Below are 20,105 nucleotides of genomic sequence, written 5' to 3' on the forward strand. Positions count from 1 at the left end.
CAACAGGCTCAACCAGCTTCTGCTGCTGCATTTTGACCGGCGATGCGACCGAACGTCAAGCAATCGGCATAGGCGCAAGACCCCAGCCGCGATGCGCCATGCACGCCGCCCGAAGCTTCGCCAGCAACGTAAAGGCCGGGGATGGGATCGCCCGTGACCACATCCAGTGCCTGCGCCTTTTCGTTGATCCCGCAGCCGCCCATGCAGTGGTGGATCTTGGGCGACAGACGCACCACATAGTATGGCGCCGTCCCGATTTTGCCGACATTGTTAGGAAAATACCGCTTCATGTCGGAATCTACCCCCGCATCGACACTTTGGTTGAACGTGTCGATCGTGGCCTGAAGCGCCTCAAGCGGGATGTCATGTGCCGCAGCCATGTCCTCAAGCGTGGCGTATTCCATGAGAACGCCGTTGGCTTTCATCTTGTCGAGGGTATCGGTCGGACGGCCCGCAGACCCTTTCGCATAGCCTTCGGCATCGGACATGGCGATACACTTGTTGCCCGCGGCAAGAATCGCATCGGCGCGCGTTTTGCGGTCAGCCAATTCGTTGACAAAGCGTTTCCCGGTCAAAGTGTCGATCCACAGCCCGAAGGATGCCGAAACACCCTGTACGAAATGCGGCGCATAGCCAAAACCACGCTCATCGGGGCTGGTCCACGGCCCAAGCTGGATCCAAGAAGGCTGGATCAGCACGCAACCAATGTTCATCGCCTCGCGCAGCGCCTCGCTGGTTGCCCCCGGATGGTTCGTGGTATCAAGATCGCCGCCAAGGCGCGGGTCTTGCAGCATCCGAAAATCGGGGTCGCTGCCGAAACCGCCCGTGGCCATCACCACGGCCTTACGGGCGCGTATGGTCTTGGGCTTTCCGCTATCCATATTGGGGTGCTTGAACTTTTCGTGGATCTGCACGCCCACAACACGCCCCTCCGCGTCACGGATCAAGTGCTTCAGCAGCGTCCGGGTGCGCGGTTCAACCCCCATTTCCTTGAGCTTGTTCAACTGGGGCACAATAATCCCCGAGCCACTCCCCGCCGACAACGAGTACGAGCGCGGCACCGCATGCCCACCCATATGGGTCAACCCACGGTATTCGACGCCAAGCTCGTCAATGGTCCACTGCACGGTCTCGACCGATTTCTCGGCAACGATCCGCGCCAGTTTCGGGTGGTTCAAGTGAAGCCCCGCCTTCATCATGTCGTCGTAAAGGCTGTCGACCGAATCCTCGATCCCTTCCTCAGCCTGCATGGGCGAACCTGCGGCGGCAATCACGCCACCACTGATGATCGAGTTCCCACCGGGGGTACGCATCTTTTCCAAAAGCGCCACCGACGCACCGGCCTTGGCGGCTTCAATGGCGGCAGCAAGCCCGGCAAACCCGGTGCCCACAACGACAACGTCAACCTCTTCATCCCAACTGTCCGGAATGCCAGCGCGTGGCGCGGCTTCTACGGCACCTGCAAGTGCGACAGAAACCCCCGCCAGCGCGCCAGTTCCCAACATCTCGCGCCGTGTAAGCCTTGCTTTTCGGCCCATGTATTTGCTTTTCATCAAACGACCCTCCTTTTTTCGCCACAAGGAACTGACGTGAAAAACCGTCGCTCCTACTCAGCGGTTACCTCGCCATAAGACTTACCACAGTTCGGTTGCGCCGAATTGATCAGGGTCAAGTGGTGGTAGAAAGGCCCCGTAATTTGGTTTCGTCAGTACGCCCGATACTCTGACTGAAACCGGCTGTTGATCTCGGTCCTCTGTCTGGATGGCAGCGAAAGTGATCGTGTTTTCCAGCTATGTCAGCGGCAATGCGACGGGCTTTGCTGCTGACAAGAACCGCAAGAACCGATTGCGCGCCGGTTTCGACCCCGCGTTTTGAACGGAAGTAGGAGAGCCTATTTTTACCGCAGAACCAACCAAAGTCAGGTTGCCCGCGCAAAACGCCCGCGCGATCCTGGCCCCCATGTTGCGATGCATCACCGGCTGTGTATGCTTTGTGCATAGTCACAAAAGACGGAAAGAAGAGAAAACAGCATGCTGACCCAAGACTCGATGCCACCCAGTGCAAAGGCAATCGAAACTGCGGAAGACCTGTCGTCAATAGCATTCGGCTTCATGGCATCCAAAGCCTTATTCGCGGGGCTCCATGTTGATATTTTTTCGGCGCTCGCAGACGGTCCAAAGTCGGCTGAAGAATTGGCCGGGGCAGCCGACATCCCGATCAACCGTATCGTGATGCTGACGACGGCGCTCGCCAGCGTGGGCCTACTCACCATTGGCGATGACAAGAAGGTCCAGAATTCTCCCGCGGCCCAGAGCTTTCTTTCCAAGCAAACGAAATACGATTTCGGCGACTACCTGCGCTATCAGATCGACCAGCAGATGTACCCGTTCCTGCTCCAGCTCAACGCGGTGATGAAAGGTGATTTATCCGACGATGCGATTGCGTCCTATCGGCACTGGATGGCGGACGAAGAACAGGCGTCAGTCTATTCCGAAAGCCAACATGCCGGGTCGCTTGGGCCGGGTCGGACATTGGCGCGGAAGGTGGACTTGGCCACGGCCTCCACTCTTCTGGACGTGGGCGGCGGAACCGGCGCGATGACGATCAGCCTGTGCAGGGAATATCCCAACCTACAAGCGACCATCATCGATTTCCCGAACGTGACCGAGATCGGCTGGCGCTTTATCTCGGAAGCCGATTTGGTCGACCGCGTGCGCTACATTCCCGGAAACGCGGTCGAAGTCCAGTGGCCGGGCAATCAGGATGCCATCCTGATGTCCTATCTGATGAGCGGCGTGCCAGGCGACAACGTGGAAGAATTAGTACACAAGGCTTTCGATGCGCTGGCGCCCGGCGGAAAGCTGATGGTGCATGATTTCATGGTCGAAGAGGATCGGCGCGGACCGGCTCTCGCGGCGCTCTGGCAACTGCAACACATGGCATTTACGCCTGACGCCCACTCGCTTTCGGTCGGGTGGTTGACGCAAACAGGAAAAAGGATCGGCTTCGACGTCGACCAAGTCGACAACCTTATCCCCGCAATGACCAAGTTGGTCGTATTTTCGAAACCTTCCTGATCCGACAACGCCATGTCGACATTTGGTTTGCACTTAGAGCCGCTTCAGCAGGGCTGGCTCGACGCCTAAGCAGGCGTACCCGCCAGCCCTGAATACCGACCGGGATGCCGCGACGAACGTGGGTGCCCATTTTGGCCAATACTCTTGCTCAAGTGACTTCCATTGGCCCACCATAAGTCAGCAATTTGACACCTAAATCTGTCAATCGGTAAGACCTTGTCGAAGAATGTGATCCCGGCGAGATTCCTCCCAGATCCACGCCTGACATTACAACTAACCCTGCAATGGCAAGAGCATCCCCCTGCGGATTTTCGCTCGCTACCACTCTATCGTCTTTAAAACTCGACAGCGTAACGAGATCTTCCCAGTAGCTCCTTCGCACTGCCTCAATAAGTCGAAAGGCAATTGGTTCGGGAAGATCAGATAGTATCATTGCGTCAAACAGATGGCCTATCGCTCGTGCCTTTCGCACATCATCCGCCGTAGTTATCTTGAGCAGAAGGTTGGCGGCAAATTTCTCTCTTTTCTCTGTTGAATATTTCGACATGAAATTCGCGCGTTGCTGTGGAGATGACCCCTTAAGGCCCTGCAGAAACTCTGTGATAGCTACCATTTCCAAATGGGCTCGTACCGTTTCAAAGCTCTGTACGGCTGAGGAAATGATTGACGGCAAAGGCGAACCCGAAGCTGCATCGGCTAGAGAGACTGCAAAACTGCTTACCCCAGTGTCGGAGCCAAGCACTTCGATCAAGGCAAGGCTAGGGTTTGTAATATTTTTTCCGGTCATTTGTAACGGCTCCCACGTTACCCCAAGCTCGAAAAACGGCGCAAGCCCCCGAAGGGACTCGCCATAAGTAGCTTAAATATCAATGAGATATTGGCTCCGGCGGTAGGGATCGAACCTACGACCAATTGATTAACAGTCAACTGCTCTACCGCTGAGCTACGCCGGAACACGAGGGGCGATATAGCAATGGTATTTTCCCGCGTCCAGTGGCTTTTGTCATATTCCTGAGAAAAAGTGAAACGCCTGCTCAAATCAGCATGAATTTCGCGTCCGCAGATAAGGCGCCGCTCGCTTCAATCAATTCTTTCCCTTTCAAATCAACGAGATGGGCAAAGACATTGCGCGCAGCAGCAGGCAAAAGCGCGGCGGGGGTTTCGGTATAGATCGCACGGGCCAAAATGTCTGCGGTCGCGCTTCCCTTGGACAACGCCTCCAGAATAGCCGCTTCGCGCGCGCGGCGGTGACTCAGCAACCAGTCCAACCGCTCAGCAGTCTGAGTTACCGGTGCTCCGTGGCCCGGATGAAACACCAAGGCCGGGATCTGTTGCAACCGCTCGCATGACGCCATGAAATCGGTCAGGTCGCCATCGGGCGGCGAAACCAGAGAACTGGCCCAGCCCATCACCAGATCGCCGCTGAAAATCGCATCCTCCCAGACAAAGCTCAGGTGGTTGCCAAAATGCCCCGGCGTCCAGACCGCGCGCATATCCCAGCCATCGCCACGTATAACCTCGTTGTCGGCCAGCAGAACATCGGGCCGAAAGGCGCGATCCACCCCCTCGCCGCCGCCCGCCAGCCCTGCGTCGGCCAATTGCTGCATCACTTCACTGCGCCCCGCCTTGGCATCGCCAAAAGCCAGCACCGGCGCGCCGGTTCGTTCCGACAGCGCACGCGACAGCGGGGAATGATCCAGATGTGCATGGGTCACGATGATATGACTGATCCGCTGCCCCGGATGCAGCGCAGCCATGATCGCCTCAAGATGCGGGGCACTCTCGGGGCCGGGGTCGATCACCGCAATATCGCGCTCGCCCAACAAATAGGTATTGGTCCCGCGATAGGTCATCGGTGACGGGTTGGGCGCCACGATCCGGCGCAGCCCCTCGCTCAATTCTTCGGCCTGACCGGGGGCGGGATCGAAATCGTCGGGGGGCTGCATTCTGCTTCCTCTTCCTGCGTGTGCAAGCTAGGTTTAGCCCATGTTCTTTAGCTGGCTCAAACGCTATTTGCCGCGCGGGCTATATACGCGGGCGGCACTGATCCTGATCCTGCCAGTTGTAGCACTGCAACTGGTGGTCTCGGTCGTGTTCATTCAGCGCCACTTCGAAGGCGTCACACGGCAGATGACGCGCTCGGCCTCGCGCGAAGTACGTATGCTGATCGAGGAAGCCAACGCTGACCTGCCCGCCGCCACGGTGCTGCAGGAACTGCATCGGCTCGCACGCCCGCTGGAGATCACAGTCACCTTTCCCGACACCGCTCAGGTACCGCAAACGTCTGGGCGGCGTTGGTTCGATCTGTCCGGGGTTGTCGTTCTGGCCACCTTCAAAGAGGCGCTGCCGACACTACGCATGGTCGCCCTGCCCGACGATGATGATGTGCTGGTCTTTGCCGACACACCGCTGGGCGTGATGGAACTGCGGTTTGACCGGCGCCGGGTGTCTGCCTCCAACCCGCATCAGCTATTCGTGAACATGGTATTTTTCGGCGTTCTGATGACGCTGATCGCCTTCTTCTATCTGCGCAATCAGCTGCGTCCGATCACCCGGCTTGCCCGCGCGGCCGAAGCTTTTGGCAAGGGTCGCAACCTGCCCTATCGCCCTGCGGGCGCATTGGAGGTACGGGCGGCGGGGAATGCGTTTCTGGACATGCGCGCCCGTATCGAGCGGCAGATCGAGCAGCGAACGCTACTGCTGTCCGGGGTTAGCCATGACCTGCGCACGCCCCTGACCCGGCTGAAACTGGGGCTGTCGCTTTTGGATAATGAAGACAGCGAAGCGATGGAGCGTGACGTGGAAGACATGCAGCGGATGCTGGATGAATTCCTGTCCTTCACCCGCGGCACCGGTGAAGGCGAGCCCGAGCAAACCGACCCGTTTCAGCTTGTCTCGCAAGTTGTCGCAGACAATCAGCGCGCCGGGGTGCCAGTGACACTGGTGCAGACTGAAGGCGAGGATCTGGGATGCGTCGCCCTGCGCCCTCTGGCGATCCGTCGCGCCCTTGGCAATCTGATCGAAAACGCAGTCCGCTATGGCAACAAGGCCGAGATTTCCGTCGTCCTGACCGAAAAGTCCCTGCGCATCCGGGTCGAGGATGATGGCCCCGGCATCCCCCCCGACCAGCGCGGCGAAGCAACCAAGCCCTTTACACGGCTTGATTCCGCACGAAATCAGAACCGCGGTACCGGGGTCGGGCTGGGGCTGGCCATCGCCACCGACATCGCCCGCGCCCATGGCGGCGTGCTGCGGCTGGGCGAAAGCAACACGCTGGGCGGATTGCGCGCGGATATCGTGATCGGGCGCTGAGGGCAGACCGGCGCGCCCAGAACCCAATATGAAATTATAAATCAATAATTTACGAGAAATAACACCGCTGAAAGCCACCCAATCGGTGGGAACTACCGGGACTGGTAGGCACGATAAGAACCACGCAACGTATCCGCACGGTCTGACGGCCCGCCCGAGCGATGGAGTGGATGATAGTGCCCCCGGCCCCGGTGCTTTATTGCCAGCGAAATGCGACAACCAACCCCGATCAGCAGGTGCAAAGACGCGTTTAATTTATCCCAGAACCTTTCCGACACTCGGGGAGTGGCTCAACTTCCTGTTCACTTGCGCATCTGATCCAGATAAGCCCGCTTCGCAGCGGCCAACTCATCATCACTCCGGTTTGACCTGTTCAGCTCAAGAAGAGCCTCAATGCCCCCCTCAGGCTGGATATTTTGCCATTTTTTTGGAGTAACGCCTTCATCACTTACACCAAGTAAGCCAAGCGCAATGCTGAGCGGACCGAGTCCTCCCTGACACGCAGAGATATCCGTCGACAAGACGTTTGCGGCATTCCTCAGACAGGCGCGCGTTCTACCTACCACCTCATCCAGCCGCGCAGCAGGCCGCAGCTTGGCGCGATAAGCCTCAAGGTCATCTGTAATTCGGTTCGAGCGTAAATTCTGCCAATACAGGCTCTTCGTCCAATCTTGTGAATTTCTTGTTGTAAACTAGATCACGACGTCGGCCGAGCTGCCAAGGGTTTGTGTAATTTCCTCAACCACGGCCTCCAGGATGCGATGTGTCTGGCCATAGGACCACACGCCCTTTCGCCCCGGCATTTGCCCCGCCAGTGCTTCGCAGCTCAGAAAAATCGGTGTGTCCGGCTGGTGAGAAAAACGTGAAAGGCACATCCGCAGGTCAGCCTTCAACTTTAAAAGCGTCGCCTCGTTTGCCTTCATAGAATACCGTTTCGCGAAGTGTCCGATTTTATCCAAATCGCTCGGCAACAGAAAATTCACCTGACGAGACAACACCGCCCTGTTTGCTTGCATTGTTCGCTGCAACGTAGTCGTACCGGTCTTATGGAAACCGGCGTGAACAAGAACCCGCAAGCCCGACAACTCCTGATATCTGCGCCCCAACACTTCCATGCCATGGGGCCGTTTGTTGTTACAGCCTTCTTAGGTCGAAAAGCGACAATCCCGGAAATACAAATCACGGTGCTGCGCCGGAGAGTTTCCTATGTTGCCACTTCGACACCAACAAAGTCATGCAGAAGTACTTCTCGACCCCGTTTTGCCAGAAAAACTCCCACCAACAGCGACATTTCGACGAATAGTCGTCTTACCAAGGGTTTCACAAGGTCAACAGAGGTCCTCATGTGTCTGACGTCGGCGATCGTGAGGGACACTCAGAGACTGATCGGGGTCGTGTCAAACCTAGAAAGCTGAATACAAACGGCTTTCTTAACCTGAAATTCGCTGCATTCAATCTTGAAAGGGGTGATTTGGTAGGCCCGGCAGGACTTGAACCCGCAACCAAAGCGTTATGAGCGCTCTGCTCTAACCAGTTGAGCTACAGGCCCCACCTGAGGCGTTTGATTATGCGGGCGACGCCCAAGGGTCAAGCGGTGTTCGTACTACCCAAGCGCCGAATGCCGCCTGCGTACCGATTCCGGCCGCCCCGGCAGGCTCAGCCGCGCATCATTGCGCGCCTGTTGCGCCACCACACGTCCCTTGGAGATCACGCAAAGCCGGTCCGGCCTCAGCCGCAGCGCCTCGATCGAATTTCCCGCATCCAGCACCACCAAAGACGCCTGCGCGCCAACATGCAGACCGTAATCTGTCAGGTTCATGATCGCCGCATTGCCCTGCGTGACCATATCGAAACAGCGGCGCATTTCTTCAGGGCTGGTCATCTGCGCCACGTGCAGCCCCATAAATGCCACGTCCAGCATGTCGCCGGTGCCCAGCGAATACCATGGGTCCAGCACGCAATCCTGCCCCCAGCCCACGGGTATCCCCATCGCCTGCATTTCCTTGACCCGCGTCAGGCCGCGGCGCTTGGGGAATGTATCATGCCGCCCCTGCAACACGATATTGATCAAAGGATTGGGGATCGCCGCTACCCCCGCCTCGGCCATCAGCGGCAACAGCTTGGAGACATAGTAGTTGTCCATCGAATGCATCGAGGTCAGGTGCGAGCCAGCCGCCCTGCCCTGCAACCCCAACCGCTGCGCCTCGAATGCCAGCGTCTCGATATGGCGGCTCATCGGATCATCGGTCTCGTCGCAGTGCAGATCGACCATCAGACCGCGCTCGGCCGCGATCTGGCACAGATCCCTGACCGACGCTGCACCGTCCGCCATCGTACGCTCGAAATGCGGGATGCCGCCGACCACATCCACCCCCATATCCAGCGCCCGGATCGTATTGACCCGCGCCGTCGGGTCGCGGTACAGCCCATCCTGCGGGAACGCGACCAGCTGTAGGTCGATATAGCCCTTCACCTGTTCGCGCACCTCCAACAGCGCTTGTACCCCCAACAGCCGGTCATCGCAGACATCGACATGACTGCGGATCGCCAGCAGGCCAAGCGAGGCGGCCCAGTCGCAATACTCCAACGCGCGCGCCACCATCTCCTCGACCGTCACGATCTGCTTCAGCTCGCCCCACAGCGCGATCCCCTCCAGCAGCGTGCCCGAAGCATTGATACGCGGCGTGCCATAGCTTAGCGTCGCATCCATATGGAAATGTGGATCGACAAACGGCGGGCTGATCAGGTCGCCGCTGGCGTCAATCACCTGCCCCGCGACCACATCCTCTGGCAATACCTCAACCGCCACGATCCGGTCGCCCGTGATGCCAATATCGGCGCGCGTTCCATCCGGCAAAGCGCCGCCTTTGACCACAATATCGAACATCAGCGTTCCCCTTTATTGAACGGCACCATCAGCGCAGCAGGCACCTCGGCCCGGCGCGACATCAGCACCAGCGCCAGGATCGACAGAACATAGGGGATCATCAAGAACACCTGATACGGCACCTGCGCCCCCAGCGGCGTCTGCTGCAGCCGGACTTGAAGCGCGTCAAAGGCGGCAAACAGCAAGGCCCCTAGCAGCGCCTTGCCCGGCTTCCACGCGCCAAATACCACCAGCGCGATGCAGATCCAGCCGCGCCCATTGACCATCTCGAAAAAGAACGACGAAAACGCCGACATGGTCAGAAACGCACCACCCACCGCCATCAACCCCGATCCGACGATTACCGCGCCCATCCGCAACCCGGTCACCGACAGGCCCTGTGATGCCACCGCCGAAGGGTTTTCCCCCGCCGCCCGCACCGCCAACCCCAACGGCGTGCGGTACAGCACCAGCGCCACCACCGCCACCGTGGCAAAGGCCAGATAGGTCATCGGCGTCTGCGCAAACAAAGCTGGCCCGATCAGCGGGATTTCCGACAGCATCGGCACCTCATAGGGTTGGAACGGCACGATGCGTGGCGGGCTGGTCACCTCGGGCAACAACAGCCGGTACGCGAACGACGCGGAAGAGGTCGCAAGCAGCGTAATCCCCAGCCCCACAACGTGCTGTGACAGCCCAAAGGGCACCGTCAGGACCGAATGCAGCAGGCCGAACAGCATCCCCGCGGCCATCGCCACAGCCACCCCGCCCCACAGACCGGTCCCGGAATATACCGCCATCCAGCCGGTGAAGGCGCCGATCACCATGATCCCCTCGATCCCAAGGTTCAGCACCCCGGCGCGCTCGCAGATGATTTCGCCCATGGTGGCAAAGATCAGCGGGCTGGCGATCCGCACCGCCGCCGCCCAGAAGCTTGCCGTCATAAGAATATCGAACAGCTCCATCTTATTATCCCCTCACCACGCGAAATCGCGTCAGCAGAATGGCCAGAACCATCAGCAGCAAGGCCGAAGCCAGCAGAATATCGGCGATATATGATGGTACTCCGGCCGCGCGGCTCATGCTATCCGCACCAACGAAAATCCCCGCCACGAACAGCGCCGACACCACCACCCCCAAAGGGTGCAACAGCGCCAACATGGCCACGATGATCCCGGTATAGCCAAACCCCGGAGACAGATCGAGCGTCAGGTTCCCCTTCAGCCCCGCCACCTCGGAAAACCCCGCCAGCGCGGCCAGCCCCCCCGACAAAAGCGCGGTCAGCACCAACACACGGCTAACCGAAATGCCCGCGAACCGCGCCGCCTCTTTGTTCAGCCCGACGGCCCGGATCTCATACCCCAGCGTGGTTTTGGTCTGGATCAGCCATACGACCCCCGCCGACACCAACGCCAGCCCGAACCCCCAGTGCAAACGCAGCCCCGGCACAATGCGCGGCAGCCGCGCTTCGCGCAGCAGGGCCGCCGATTTCGGCCATCCCATGCCCATCGGGTCCTTCATCGGCCCCTCCAGCAGATAGGAAACAAACAGCAAAACGATGAAGTTCATCAGCAGCGTCGTCACCACCTCATCCACGCCCAGCCGGGTTTTCAGCAAAACCGGCCCCAGTAACACCAGCGCCCCCGCAAGCATCGCCCCGCCCGCCATCACGACCCAAAAGAACGGCTGCGGCAGCCCTACCGCGCCGGTCCCCAAAAGCACGGTCACCACGGCCCCCGCATACAACTGCGCCTCGGCCCCGATGTTCCAAAGCTTGGCCTTGAACGCCACCGCAATCGCCAGCCCGGTAAAAATCAGCGGCGTTGCGCGGTTCAGCGTTTCCAGCAGCGCGAATTTCGACCCCACCGCGCCTTTGATGATCAACCCCAGCGTCGCAAACGGATTTGCCCCCGCCAGCAATGACAACCCCGAGGCCAGTATCACGGTCAGCGCAATCGCGAGCGCCGGATAGCCTAACGTGCGCGCCAATGTTGGCGCGGTCACCGGCTCCAGCCTCATGCCGCGTCCTCCGCAAACCCATGGCCCGCCATCCAGATCCCAAGCTCCGTCGCACTTTTGCTACCTCGCGCAAAGCCGGGCGAGAGCCGCCCCTCTGAAATCACATGAATTACGTCTGACAAGCCCATGATTTCATCCAAATCTTCTGATATCAGCAACACAGCGGCCCCCGCGTCCCGCGCCGCAATCAGTCGCGACTGCACATAGGTCACCGCGCCAATATCAAGCCCTCGCACGGGCTGATTGGCCAGAATGACTTTGGGCCCCGGCTCCAACGCCCGCCCTAATATCAGCTTTTGCATATTGCCCCCAGACAGCAGCCGGATCGGCGTCGCAGGCCCCGGGCAGCGGACATCATAGGTATCAATGACATGGCGGGCGAAACGATCCGCTTCGGCCTTATTCATCCAGCCCCTGCGACTGAACTGCGCTGACTTGAAACTCTCAAGAATAACGTTTTCGGTCAGGGTAAAATCGGCAATCGCCCCGGTTTTGTGCCGGTCCTCTGGGATGCGCGCGATGCCGTTCGACAACGCAATCCGGGGCGACCATTGCGCAATCGCTCTGCCGTCGATCTCCACCTCGCCCTGATCCGGCACAATCAGACCGGACAACAGATCGGCCAAGGCCGCCTGCCCATTCCCCGACACGCCGGCCAAGCCTGTGATCTGACCTGACTTCAGTTGCAAATCAATATCTTGAAGGCCACCCTTCGTGCCTTGAGATACGACAGAAACCGCGCGCAAAGACAAAATCGGCGCCCCGATCTGTGCCGCTGCAATCTCCGGCGGAGCGACCTCAGCTCCAACCATCATCTCGGCCAACGCGTGTTTGTCGGTGTCCGCCACCGCCACTTCGCCCACCAACCGCCCGTGCCGCAACACCAACACCCGGCTGGCGATCGCCATCACCTCGTGCAACTTGTGCGAGATGAAGATCACCGACAGGCCAAGCGCCACTGCCTTGCGCAGGGTGACAAACAGCGCGTCGGTTTCCTGCGGGGTCAGAACGGCGGTCGGCTCGTCCAGGATCAGAACCCGTGCGTCACGGTACAGCGCCTTCAGGATCTCAACCCGCTGCCGTTCACCGACAGACAGCAACCCCACCTTGGCCGCCAAATGTACCGCCAACCCGAAATCCTGCGACAATTGCACAATCCGTGCCCGCGCCGCGGCACGCCCCAGCCCCAGCTTCCAAAGCGGTTCGGTTCCCAGCAGGATATTCTCTTCCACTGTTAGATTGTCGGCCAGCGTAAAATGCTGATGCACCATGCCGATGCCCGCCGCCAGCGCAGCCCCCGGCTTGCCCGGCGGCAACATCTGACCAAACGCTTCGACCGTGCCAGTATCAGGCGTGTAATGCCCAAACAGGATATTCATCAGCGTCGTTTTTCCGGCACCATTTTCACCAAGCAAAGCAATGACTTCCCCCTTCTTGAGGGCAAAGTTTATATCGGAGTTCGCTTTGGTCGCGCCGAAACTTTTTGAAATATTGGTGAGGCGCAGGACATCCTGCGCCTCCGTTTTTATCGCCGTCACGAGGATTTTGGCTCGCTGTCGTCCACCGTCACAACAAAGCTGCCATCCTTGATTGCGGCCTCTTTCGCGGCGACCAGTTCCAGCGCGGACGCAGGCACTTTGCCCTCGAACGTGCCCAGCGGCGCCAACGAACATCCCCCTTCTTTCATAAAGGAATAGACGCCGTAATTCGCCGCCGTGAACGTGCCCGCCATCACCTCAGCCACGGCCTTTTCAAAGGTCGGCTCGAAATGCCAGATGGCCGAGGCGACCACCGTATCAGGATAATCAGCCTGCGTGTCGATCACGTTGCCAATCGCCAGAATACCCTTTTCCATCGCTGCGTCCGAAACCCCGAACCGCTCTGCATAAAGCAGATCCGCGCCGTTTTCGATCATCGCAAAAGCGGTTTCCTTGGCCTTGGGCGGATCGAACCACGATCCGATAAAGCTGACCTGGAAGCTGATGTCCGGGTTCACCTCTTTCGCGCCGGCCATGAAGGCATTCATCAACCGGTTGACCTCGGGAATGGGAAAGCCGCCCACCATGCCGATATTGCCCTTGGCCATCGACCCCGCAATAATTCCAGACAGATACGAGGCGTCTTGAATGTAGTTGTCGAACACCGACAGGTTCGGCAGCGCGTCATCCTGCAAGAAGCTGGACCCCAACAAGAAAGCCACGTCGGGGTAATCTGCAGCAACCTCGCGCGCTTCCTGCTCGACCCCGAAAATCTCGCCTACGATCAATTTATAGCCTTGTTCCGCATATTCACGCATCACCCGCGGATAGTCCGTGTTGGCGACGTTCTCGGTAAAGGTATAATCCACCCGGCCCTCGGCCTTGGCGGCCTCTGCGGCCTTGTGAATGCGGCTGACCCACTGCTGTTCGACCGGCACAGTATAGATACCCGCGACCTTCAGCGGCTCGGCCGCCCACAACTCTGTCGCACGGCCCGCCAAGCCCGTTGCCGCCAATACAGCACCAGTGCCCAGCAATATTCCACGGCGGGTCATCCCCGTTTTGGTTGTCATTTCAATACCCTTTCCCTGTTGGGTTTATTTTACCATATGGTCAATTCATATCATCAAGCTGACAGCGAGACGAACCCGAATCCATCAGGTATCCCCGCGACAGCCTGTTCCGCGATCGAATTCCGATCAACACCCTTGATGGTGCCCGAAATTTAGGCGCCAATTCCGCTTCTCCCCGCGCACCACGCGCTCCAGAGCGCGGACAGGTTCCGCGCTCAACAGATACGACGCAGCGTCGAAAACACCTTCGGAATTTGCGGCTGGACAAAGATCGATTGATCGTTTCACTTGCCGCGCAAGGCCCGCTCGGGCCGACTTAGGGAGGAGACCCACCCAGCGCCTCGTGCGCATCGGGTTGGAAATTAGGGCGTTACGCCCCGGTCTTCGCACAGATCATTCGCCCGCGCCGTGCTGATGCGCGATGCGGCCTCCGATCCAGCGGCAAAAGCCCGCCCGGACCGGACCAGACCACAGGAGAAAGCCCATGCTTGGACAAATGATGAAACAGCAACTGACAATCAGTTCGCTGATCGCTCATGCCGCACGCTATCATGCCGCAACAGAGGTTGTTTCGGTCGAGACCGACGGCAGCCTGATGCGCTCCGACTGGGGCACGGTCGAGCAGCGCGCGCGCAAACTCGCTTCGGCTCTGGAAGGTCTGGGCATTCAGAAGGGCGAACGTTGCGCCACGATCGCATGGAACAACACGCGCCACCTTGAAATTTACTTCGGCGTCGCCGGGGCCGGTATGATCTGCCACACGATCAACCCGCGGCTTTTCCCGGAACAACTGATCTATATCATCAACCACGCCGAGGATCAGGTGCTGTTCCTCGACAAGACGTTCCTGCCGATCGCCGCCAAGCTGGGCGAACACCTGAAGACGCTCAAGTATGTCGTCTATATGGGGGCGCGCGACCCCGAAGTCGCCGCGATGATCGACGGCATCCTGTTCTATGAAGAGCTGATCGCAGAAGGCGATGACGCCTACACCTGGCCCGATGTGGAGGAAAACGCGCCCTCCTCGCTGTGTTACACATCCGGGACCACGGGCAACCCCAAGGGTGTGCTCTATACCCACCGCTCGACGGTGCTGCATTCTTTGGGCGGCAATCAGCCCGACGGTCTGGCCATTTCGGCACGCGACACGGTTATGCCCGTGGTGCCGATGTTTCATGTCAACGCTTGGGGCGTGCCCTATATCGCCGCCGGAACCGGGTGCAAACTGGTGCTGCCGGGGCCGGGGCTGGATGGCGACAGCCTGGTCAAGCTGATCGACGGCGAAAAGGTGACGTTGGCGCTTGGCGTGCCGACAATCTGGATGGGCCTGCTGCAAGCGCTGGAAAACTCCGGCTCGACCGCCGCGTCGCTGACGCGTACGGTCGTGGGCGGATCTGCCTGCCCGCCGTCGATGATCAAAACCTTCCGCGAGAAATACGGCACCACGCTGATTCACGCCTGGGGCATGACCGAAACCAGCCCGCTGGGCACGCTGAACAACCTGCTGCAAAAGCACGACACCCTGTCTGTGGACGAACAGAACAAAATCCGCGAAGGTCAGGGCCGCCCGCCCTTTGGGGTTGAGCTGCGCATTCTTGACGAAGAAGGCCACGTGCTGCCCAACGATGGCGCCAGCCAGGGCGAGCTGCAAATCCGCGGGCACTGGATCGTCGACACGTATTTCCGCGCCGACAAAAGCACGCTGACCATGGATGGGTGGTTTGACACCGGCGACGTCGCCACGATCGACGCAGATGGATACATGATCATCCGCGATCGCTCCAAGGACATCATCAAATCGGGTGGCGAGTGGATTTCCACCGTCGAGCTGGAAAACATCGCCATCGCGCATCCGGGCGTGGCCAATGCCGCCGTGATCGCCGCACGCCATCCCAAATGGGATGAACGCCCGGTTCTGGTTGTTCTGCCCGTGAGCGGCGCCTCGCCCAGCGAGAAAGAGCTGCTGGCCTTCTATGACGGAAAAATCGCCAGCTGGCAGGTGCCCGACAAGGTGATCATTGTCGACGCATTGCCAATCGGTGGCACCGGAAAAGTGTTGAAAAACAAACTGCGCGAGCAGTTCGGCGACATCCTGATGCCCGCCTAAGCGGCGCATTTTCAGGCGGCGGCTAAGCAGTGCTTTGCCGCCGCCCTTTTTCCCCCTTGTCCTTTCACAGCGGTCTGAGTATCCGCCTGTCAGCTTCTGATAGGGGCCACTCCGGCCCTGCGCTTCTGAAAGGACAGTCCATGATCCAACGTATCGGCACCGGCCCGCGCATGAGCCAGGCCACCGTGCACAACGGCACTGTATATCTGGCTGGTCAGGTGGGTGAAGGCCTTACCGTCACCGAACAGACCAACGACTGTCTGGCCCAGATCGACGCTCTGCTGACGCAGGCCGGATCCTCGCGCGAACATATGCTCAGCGTTACCATCTGGATGGCCGACATGGCTGATTTCTCCGAAATGAATGCCGTCTGGGATACATGGGTTCCGCAGGGCCACACCCCGGCCCGCGCCACCGGTGAAGCAAAGCTGGCCGCCCCGAAATACAAAGTTGAAATCATCGTGACGGCTGCGGTCAAATCCTGACCCGCACGCCCGGTTTCAGCCACGATTGATCCCCGGAACCGCCAGAATCTCTTAATATTCTGGCCAGATATAAGCCACATCGCCGGATCAACCGGCGGTGGATCAGGTAAAAAGGACCGCAAATGGCACAGGCAACCACCCCCCAACCGACCCCGGCTCCAACGCAGCAGAAAACGCCCGAACCGCAGCCCCCGGCGCAGCAAACTCCGGTGTTTACCGACTACGCCAGCATCTGAGCCGCCCCGACAGGGCTCCGCCAAGTCAGTGCCCCGTCCGCCTGATCGCGGGCTGCCCCGGCAGTCCTCCGGTCACGCTCTTGGCAAGACGGCCAAAACAAAGGCCGCTCCCAATCGGAAGCGGCCCTTGATATCGTCAGCATGATCGAGCGCTTGGCCCGACCGGTCCGCGGAGCTAAATTAGCCCACCAGTTCCAGACCCGAGAAGAAATACGCGATTTCTTCTTTTGCAGTGTCTTCGGCATCCGAACCGTGAACCGAGTTTTCGCCGATCGACAGCGCGAACTCTTTGCGGATGGTGCCCTCAGCGGCTTCTGCCGGGTTGGTTGCGCCCATCACTTCGCGGTTTTTCGCGATAGCGTCTTCGCCTTCCAGAACCTGAACAACGATCGGCTCGGATGCCATGAATTCGCACAGCTCACCGTAGAAGGGGCGCTCTTTGTGCACGGCATAGAACACGCCAGCCTGAGCAACGCTCAGGTGGATGCGCTTGGAAGCAACAACCCGCAGGCCCGCCGCTTCGAATTTGGCGACGATGGCGCCGGTCAGGTTGCGCTTGGTGGCGTCGGGCTTGATGATGCTGAATGTGCGTTGAATGGCCATGATCGCTCTTTCCTGTGTCTTGGGATCGGCCCTGTGCCCATCCCCATCTATTTCGCCGCGCATCTAGCATGCGCCCCCGGCTTTGAAAAGCCGCGATTGACCCCGCCGCGTGGTTCGGGCAAGGGAGGCCCATGTTACGCATCACAGACATCAGCTATTCCGTCGAAGGTCGTCCTCTGTTCGAGGGCGCTTCAGCCACGATTCCCACCGGCCACAAGGTTGGCCTGATTGGTCGCAACGGGGCTGGCAAAACCACCCTGTTCAAACTGATCCGCGGCGAGCTTGCGCTGGAAGGCGGCACAATCACCCTGCCCGCCCGCGCCCGCATCGGCGGTGTCGCACAGGAGGTGCCCGGCAACGAGGTTTCGCTGCTCGATACCGTGCTGGCCGCCGACCTTGAACGCGCCGAGTTGCTGGCCGAGGCCGAAACCGCAACCGACCCGACCCGCATCGCCGAGGTGCAGACACGTCTGGCCGATATCGATGCCTGGTCCGCCGAAGGCCGCGCCTCGTCGATCCTGCGCGGGCTTGGCTTTGATGCCAAAGAACAACTGATGCCATGCTCCGCGTTTTCGGGCGGCTGGCGGATGCGTGTGGCGCTGGCCGCAGTACTGTTTTCGCAGCCCGATTACCTGCTGCTTGACGAACCGACCAACTATCTCGACCTCGAAGGCGCGTTGTGGCTGGAAAACTACCTGATGAAATACCCGCATACGGTGCTCATCATTTCGCACGACCGTGACCTGCTGAACCGGGCCGTCGGTGCGATCCTGCACCTCGAAGAAAAGCGGCTGACCTATTACACTGGCCCCTATGATCAATTTGCCCGCCAACGCGCCGAACAGCGTGCGGTGCAAGCGGCTCAGGCCAAGAAACAGGATCTGCGCCGCGCCCACCTTCAAAGCTTCGTCGACCGCTTCAAAGCCAAGGCCTCCAAGGCCAAACAGGCGCAAAGCCGCGTCAAGATGCTGGAAAAGATGGAAACCATCCGCGCCCCCGAAGATGCGGCGCGTACGGTGTTTTCCTTCCCCGAACCCGAGGAGCTGTCGCCGCCGATCATTTCCGCCGAGGGTGTTTCGTGCGGCTATGGCGATACGGTTATTTTGAAAAACCTGAACCTGCGCATTGACCAGGATGACCGCATCGCCCTGCTGGGCAAGAACGGTCAGGGCAAATCGACCCTGTCGAAACTGCTTTCCGGTCGCCTCGACCCGATGGGCGGCAAGCTGACCCAATCCAGCAAATTGCGCATCGGCTTCTTTGCGCAGCATCAGGTGGACGAGCTTTATATCGACGAAACCCCGCTGCAACACCTTCTGCGCGAACGCCCCGAAGAGGGGCAGGCCCGGCTGCGCGCCCGTCTTGCGGGCTTCGGGCTTGGCCCGGATCAAGCCACAACCGAGGTGGGCCGCTTGTCCGGTGGGCAAAAGGCGCGCCTGTCGCTGCTGCTGGCCACCCTGCCCGCGCCGCATCTGCTGATCCTCGATGAGCCGACCAACCACCTTGATATCGAATCGCGCGAAGCCTTGGTCGAGGCGCTGACCGCCTATTCCGGCGCGGTGATTCTGGTCAGCCACGACATGCACCTGCTGTCGATGGTCGCCGACCGGCTGTGGCTGGTGCAAGATGGCACCGTCAGCCCTTACGACGAAGATCTGGGCGCCTATCGCAAAATGCTGCTGCAAGGCGACGCCCCCGCCAAACCCAGCAAACCCAAGCCCGCGCCCAAACGCGCCAGCCGCGATCAGCTGATGGCCCTGCGCGCAGAGGTGCGCAAATGCGAAGAACGTGTTAGCAAGCTGAACGACATGAGCGATAAGCTGGCGAAAAAGCTGGCCAACCCCGCCATGTACGACGACGACCGCAAGGACGAAGCCATCGTTTGGCAAAAGAAATACTCCGAAGTGATGGAAGCGCTCGAACGCGCCGAGGCACTTTGGATGCGCGCCCTGGAAAAACTGGAAACAGCCGGGGCATAAATTGGGGGCCGTAGAATGGACAGTGCCTTTCTGATCACTGCTTTCGTGACGCTGTTCGTGATCATTGATCCGATCGGCCTGACGCCATTGTTCGTGGCGCTGACCCAAGGCATGTCCGAAAAGACCCGGCGCAGCATCGGCCTGCGGGCCTGTCTGGTGGCGGCGGTCTTGCTCAGCATGTTCGCGCTGTTCGGCGAAGCCGTGCTGGGGTTTGTCGGTATTTCCATGGCCGCCTTTCGTATCGCGGGCGGGATTTTGCTGTTCCTGACCGCCCTCGACATGCTGTTCCAGCGCCGCACCAAACGCCGCGAGGATCAGGCCGAAGAAGAAGACCACCCTGACCCTTCGGTGTTTCCGCTGGCCATCCCGCTGATCGCCGGGCCGGGCGCCATCGCCACGATGATCCTGCTTGTCGGCCAAAACCCCGGCATGCTGGGCCTGCTGACGACGTTGGCGGTGATGCTGGCGGTTCTGGCCATCGTCATGCTGCTGTTTCTGGCCGCAGGTGTGCTAGAGCGCGCTCTGGGCAAGACCGGCATCAATGTCGTCACCCGTCTGCTGGGCATGCTGCTGGCCGCGCTGTCGGTGCAATTCGTGCTGGACGGCCTGCGTGCCTTCGGAATTTCCGCCTGAATTCCCACCGGATCGATAGCCAAATTATGCTTTCGTCGACCCAAACCCGCACCGCCGCAAAATCGTTTTGACCAAGCAGAAAAAATATTCGCGGGTAACGAAAATAATATGCAATAAAAACAAATAACTAGCATATCTTCGCGGCAACAAGCAGCCAGCAAGGACCACAACCATTGCACCCCATATCGTGGCTCTGTTATAAGAGTGTAACAAAATATAGACACTCAGAGCAGAGCG

The 20,105-nt window shown here is 59.5% G+C and carries 17 protein-coding genes and 2 tRNA genes; 6 read left to right on the plus strand and 13 right to left on the minus strand.

Annotated elements, in window-relative coordinates; genetic code table 11:
* Nucleotides 1-8: 8 nt before the first annotated feature.
* Entirely contained in the window at nucleotides 9-1,553 is a 1,545-nt protein-coding gene (locus BSF79_RS02095) for a flavocytochrome c (RefSeq protein ID WP_217650036.1), read from the minus strand.
* A 477-nt stretch (nucleotides 1,554-2,030) separates the two neighbouring features.
* Between BSF79_RS02095 and BSF79_RS02100 the strand changes: the two genes are divergently transcribed.
* Nucleotides 2,031-3,077 (plus strand): methyltransferase, encoded by a 1,047-nt coding sequence (locus tag BSF79_RS02100; protein ID WP_245776290.1) that lies wholly within the window; start codon nucleotides 2,031-2,033, stop codon nucleotides 3,075-3,077.
* 148 nt (nucleotides 3,078-3,225) lie between these two features.
* Here the strand turns inward: BSF79_RS02100 and BSF79_RS19410 are convergent, their stop codons facing one another.
* The 3 genes from BSF79_RS19410 to BSF79_RS02110 form a co-directional block, all read right to left on the minus strand.
* Nucleotides 3,226-3,864 (minus strand): hypothetical protein, encoded by a 639-nt coding sequence (locus tag BSF79_RS19410; protein ID WP_139246368.1) that lies wholly within the window; start codon nucleotides 3,862-3,864, stop codon nucleotides 3,226-3,228.
* A gap of 91 nt (nucleotides 3,865-3,955) precedes the next feature.
* Nucleotides 3,956-4,030 (minus strand) — tRNA-Asn (locus tag BSF79_RS02105).
* A gap of 81 nt (nucleotides 4,031-4,111) precedes the next feature.
* Nucleotides 4,112-5,023 carry an MBL fold metallo-hydrolase gene (locus BSF79_RS02110; protein ID WP_090267671.1) on the minus strand — a complete coding sequence of 304 codons (912 nt, stop codon included), beginning with the start codon at nucleotides 5,021-5,023 and terminating at the stop codon, nucleotides 4,112-4,114.
* Nucleotides 5,024-5,063: 40 nt separating this feature from the next.
* Between BSF79_RS02110 and BSF79_RS02115 the strand changes: the two genes are divergently transcribed.
* Nucleotides 5,064-6,389 (plus strand): ATP-binding protein, encoded by a 1,326-nt coding sequence (locus BSF79_RS02115; RefSeq protein ID WP_090267673.1) that lies wholly within the window; start codon nucleotides 5,064-5,066, stop codon nucleotides 6,387-6,389.
* Between the two features lie 302 nt (nucleotides 6,390-6,691).
* Here the strand turns inward: BSF79_RS02115 and BSF79_RS19415 are convergent, their stop codons facing one another.
* The 8 genes from BSF79_RS19415 to BSF79_RS02150 all read right to left on the minus strand — a co-directional run bounded on the left by BSF79_RS19415 (nucleotide 6,692) and on the right by BSF79_RS02150 (nucleotide 13,825).
* The gene (locus BSF79_RS19415; protein WP_139246369.1) at nucleotides 6,692-6,910 is read right to left on the minus strand and encodes a hypothetical protein; all 219 of its coding nucleotides are present in this window, start codon (nucleotides 6,908-6,910) and stop codon (nucleotides 6,692-6,694) included.
* Nucleotides 6,911-7,081: 171 nt separating this feature from the next.
* On the minus strand, nucleotides 7,082-7,504 hold the full coding sequence (locus tag BSF79_RS02120; protein ID WP_090267675.1) for a hypothetical protein: 423 nt from the start codon (nucleotides 7,502-7,504) through the stop codon (nucleotides 7,082-7,084).
* 357 nt (nucleotides 7,505-7,861) lie between these two features.
* Nucleotides 7,862-7,938 (minus strand) — tRNA-Ile (locus BSF79_RS02125).
* Nucleotides 7,939-7,992: 54 nt separating this feature from the next.
* Nucleotides 7,993-9,276, minus strand: a complete 1,284-nt coding sequence (locus tag BSF79_RS02130; RefSeq protein ID WP_090267677.1) for an amidohydrolase family protein — start codon at nucleotides 9,274-9,276, stop codon at nucleotides 7,993-7,995.
* A complete protein-coding gene (locus BSF79_RS02135; protein ID WP_090267679.1) occupies nucleotides 9,276-10,220 on the minus strand; it encodes an ABC transporter permease in 945 nt (314 codons plus the stop codon). Before BSF79_RS02135 ends, BSF79_RS02130 begins: the two co-directional genes overlap by 1 nt.
* Before the next feature lie 4 nt (nucleotides 10,221-10,224).
* On the minus strand, nucleotides 10,225-11,274 hold the full coding sequence (locus tag BSF79_RS02140; protein WP_090267682.1) for an ABC transporter permease: 1,050 nt from the start codon (nucleotides 11,272-11,274) through the stop codon (nucleotides 10,225-10,227).
* On the minus strand, nucleotides 11,271-12,812 hold the full coding sequence (locus tag BSF79_RS02145) for an ABC transporter ATP-binding protein (protein WP_090267684.1): 1,542 nt from the start codon (nucleotides 12,810-12,812) through the stop codon (nucleotides 11,271-11,273). The genes BSF79_RS02140 and BSF79_RS02145 overlap by 4 nt, the downstream gene beginning before the upstream one ends.
* Nucleotides 12,809-13,825 carry a BMP family protein gene (locus BSF79_RS02150; RefSeq protein WP_090267686.1) on the minus strand — a complete coding sequence of 339 codons (1,017 nt, stop codon included), beginning with the start codon at nucleotides 13,823-13,825 and terminating at the stop codon, nucleotides 12,809-12,811. The genes BSF79_RS02145 and BSF79_RS02150 overlap by 4 nt, the downstream gene beginning before the upstream one ends.
* Nucleotides 13,826-14,309: 484 nt before the next feature.
* On the opposite strand from BSF79_RS02150, the gene BSF79_RS02155 reads away from it, so the two are divergent.
* Together BSF79_RS02155 and BSF79_RS02160 are read left to right on the plus strand one after the other, a co-directional pair.
* The gene (locus BSF79_RS02155) at nucleotides 14,310-15,932 is read left to right on the plus strand and encodes a long-chain-fatty-acid--CoA ligase (protein ID WP_090267688.1); all 1,623 of its coding nucleotides are present in this window, start codon (nucleotides 14,310-14,312) and stop codon (nucleotides 15,930-15,932) included.
* A 140-nt stretch (nucleotides 15,933-16,072) separates the two neighbouring features.
* A complete protein-coding gene (locus BSF79_RS02160; protein WP_090267690.1) occupies nucleotides 16,073-16,417 on the plus strand; it encodes a RidA family protein in 345 nt (114 codons plus the stop codon).
* Nucleotides 16,418-16,833: 416 nt separating this feature from the next.
* On the opposite strand, the gene ndk is transcribed toward BSF79_RS02160, so the two are convergent.
* On the minus strand, nucleotides 16,834-17,256 hold the full coding sequence (gene ndk, locus BSF79_RS02165) for a nucleoside-diphosphate kinase (RefSeq protein WP_090267881.1): 423 nt from the start codon (nucleotides 17,254-17,256) through the stop codon (nucleotides 16,834-16,836).
* Nucleotides 17,257-17,387: 131 nt separating this feature from the next.
* Here ndk and BSF79_RS02170 point away from each other — a divergent pair, with 131 nt between their 5' ends.
* Together BSF79_RS02170 and BSF79_RS02175 are read left to right on the plus strand one after the other, a co-directional pair.
* Nucleotides 17,388-19,235 (plus strand): ABC-F family ATP-binding cassette domain-containing protein, encoded by a 1,848-nt coding sequence (locus tag BSF79_RS02170; protein WP_090267692.1) that lies wholly within the window; start codon nucleotides 17,388-17,390, stop codon nucleotides 19,233-19,235.
* A gap of 15 nt (nucleotides 19,236-19,250) precedes the next feature.
* On the plus strand, nucleotides 19,251-19,868 hold the full coding sequence (locus BSF79_RS02175) for a MarC family protein (RefSeq protein WP_090267694.1): 618 nt from the start codon (nucleotides 19,251-19,253) through the stop codon (nucleotides 19,866-19,868).
* The last annotated feature ends 237 nt before the right edge of the window (nucleotides 19,869-20,105 follow it).

The sequence above is a fragment of the Thalassovita taeanensis genome, from assembly GCF_900110775.1.
Classification (GTDB): domain Bacteria; phylum Pseudomonadota; class Alphaproteobacteria; order Rhodobacterales; family Rhodobacteraceae; genus Litorimicrobium; species Litorimicrobium taeanense.

Excerpts from the sequence above, each read along its gene's own strand:
- BSF79_RS02110 (WP_090267671.1), bottom strand. The coding sequence starts at position 5,023 with ATGCAGCCCCCCGACGATTTCGATCCCGCCCCCGGTCAGGCCGAAGAA.
- BSF79_RS02095 (WP_217650036.1), bottom strand. The coding sequence starts at position 1,553 with ATGAAAAGCAAATACATGGGCCGAAAAGCAAGGCTTACACGGCGCGAG.
- BSF79_RS02155 (WP_090267688.1), top strand. The coding sequence starts at position 14,310 with ATGCTTGGACAAATGATGAAACAGCAACTGACAATCAGTTCGCTGATC.
- BSF79_RS02160 (WP_090267690.1), top strand. The coding sequence starts at position 16,073 with ATGATCCAACGTATCGGCACCGGCCCGCGCATGAGCCAGGCCACCGTG.
- BSF79_RS02175 (WP_090267694.1), top strand. The coding sequence starts at position 19,251 with ATGGACAGTGCCTTTCTGATCACTGCTTTCGTGACGCTGTTCGTGATC.
- BSF79_RS02135 (WP_090267679.1), bottom strand. The coding sequence starts at position 10,220 with ATGGAGCTGTTCGATATTCTTATGACGGCAAGCTTCTGGGCGGCGGCG.
- BSF79_RS02100 (WP_245776290.1), top strand. The coding sequence starts at position 2,031 with ATGCTGACCCAAGACTCGATGCCACCCAGTGCAAAGGCAATCGAAACT.
- BSF79_RS02170 (WP_090267692.1), top strand. The coding sequence starts at position 17,388 with ATGTTACGCATCACAGACATCAGCTATTCCGTCGAAGGTCGTCCTCTG.
- BSF79_RS02140 (WP_090267682.1), bottom strand. The coding sequence starts at position 11,274 with ATGAGGCTGGAGCCGGTGACCGCGCCAACATTGGCGCGCACGTTAGGC.
- BSF79_RS02120 (WP_090267675.1), bottom strand. The coding sequence starts at position 7,504 with ATGGAAGTGTTGGGGCGCAGATATCAGGAGTTGTCGGGCTTGCGGGTT.
- BSF79_RS02115 (WP_090267673.1), top strand. The coding sequence starts at position 5,064 with ATGTTCTTTAGCTGGCTCAAACGCTATTTGCCGCGCGGGCTATATACG.
- BSF79_RS19410 (WP_139246368.1), bottom strand. The coding sequence starts at position 3,864 with ATGACCGGAAAAAATATTACAAACCCTAGCCTTGCCTTGATCGAAGTG.
- BSF79_RS02130 (WP_090267677.1), bottom strand. The coding sequence starts at position 9,276 with ATGTTCGATATTGTGGTCAAAGGCGGCGCTTTGCCGGATGGAACGCGC.
- BSF79_RS02150 (WP_090267686.1), bottom strand. The coding sequence starts at position 13,825 with ATGACAACCAAAACGGGGATGACCCGCCGTGGAATATTGCTGGGCACT.
- ndk (WP_090267881.1), bottom strand. The coding sequence starts at position 17,256 with ATGGCCATTCAACGCACATTCAGCATCATCAAGCCCGACGCCACCAAG.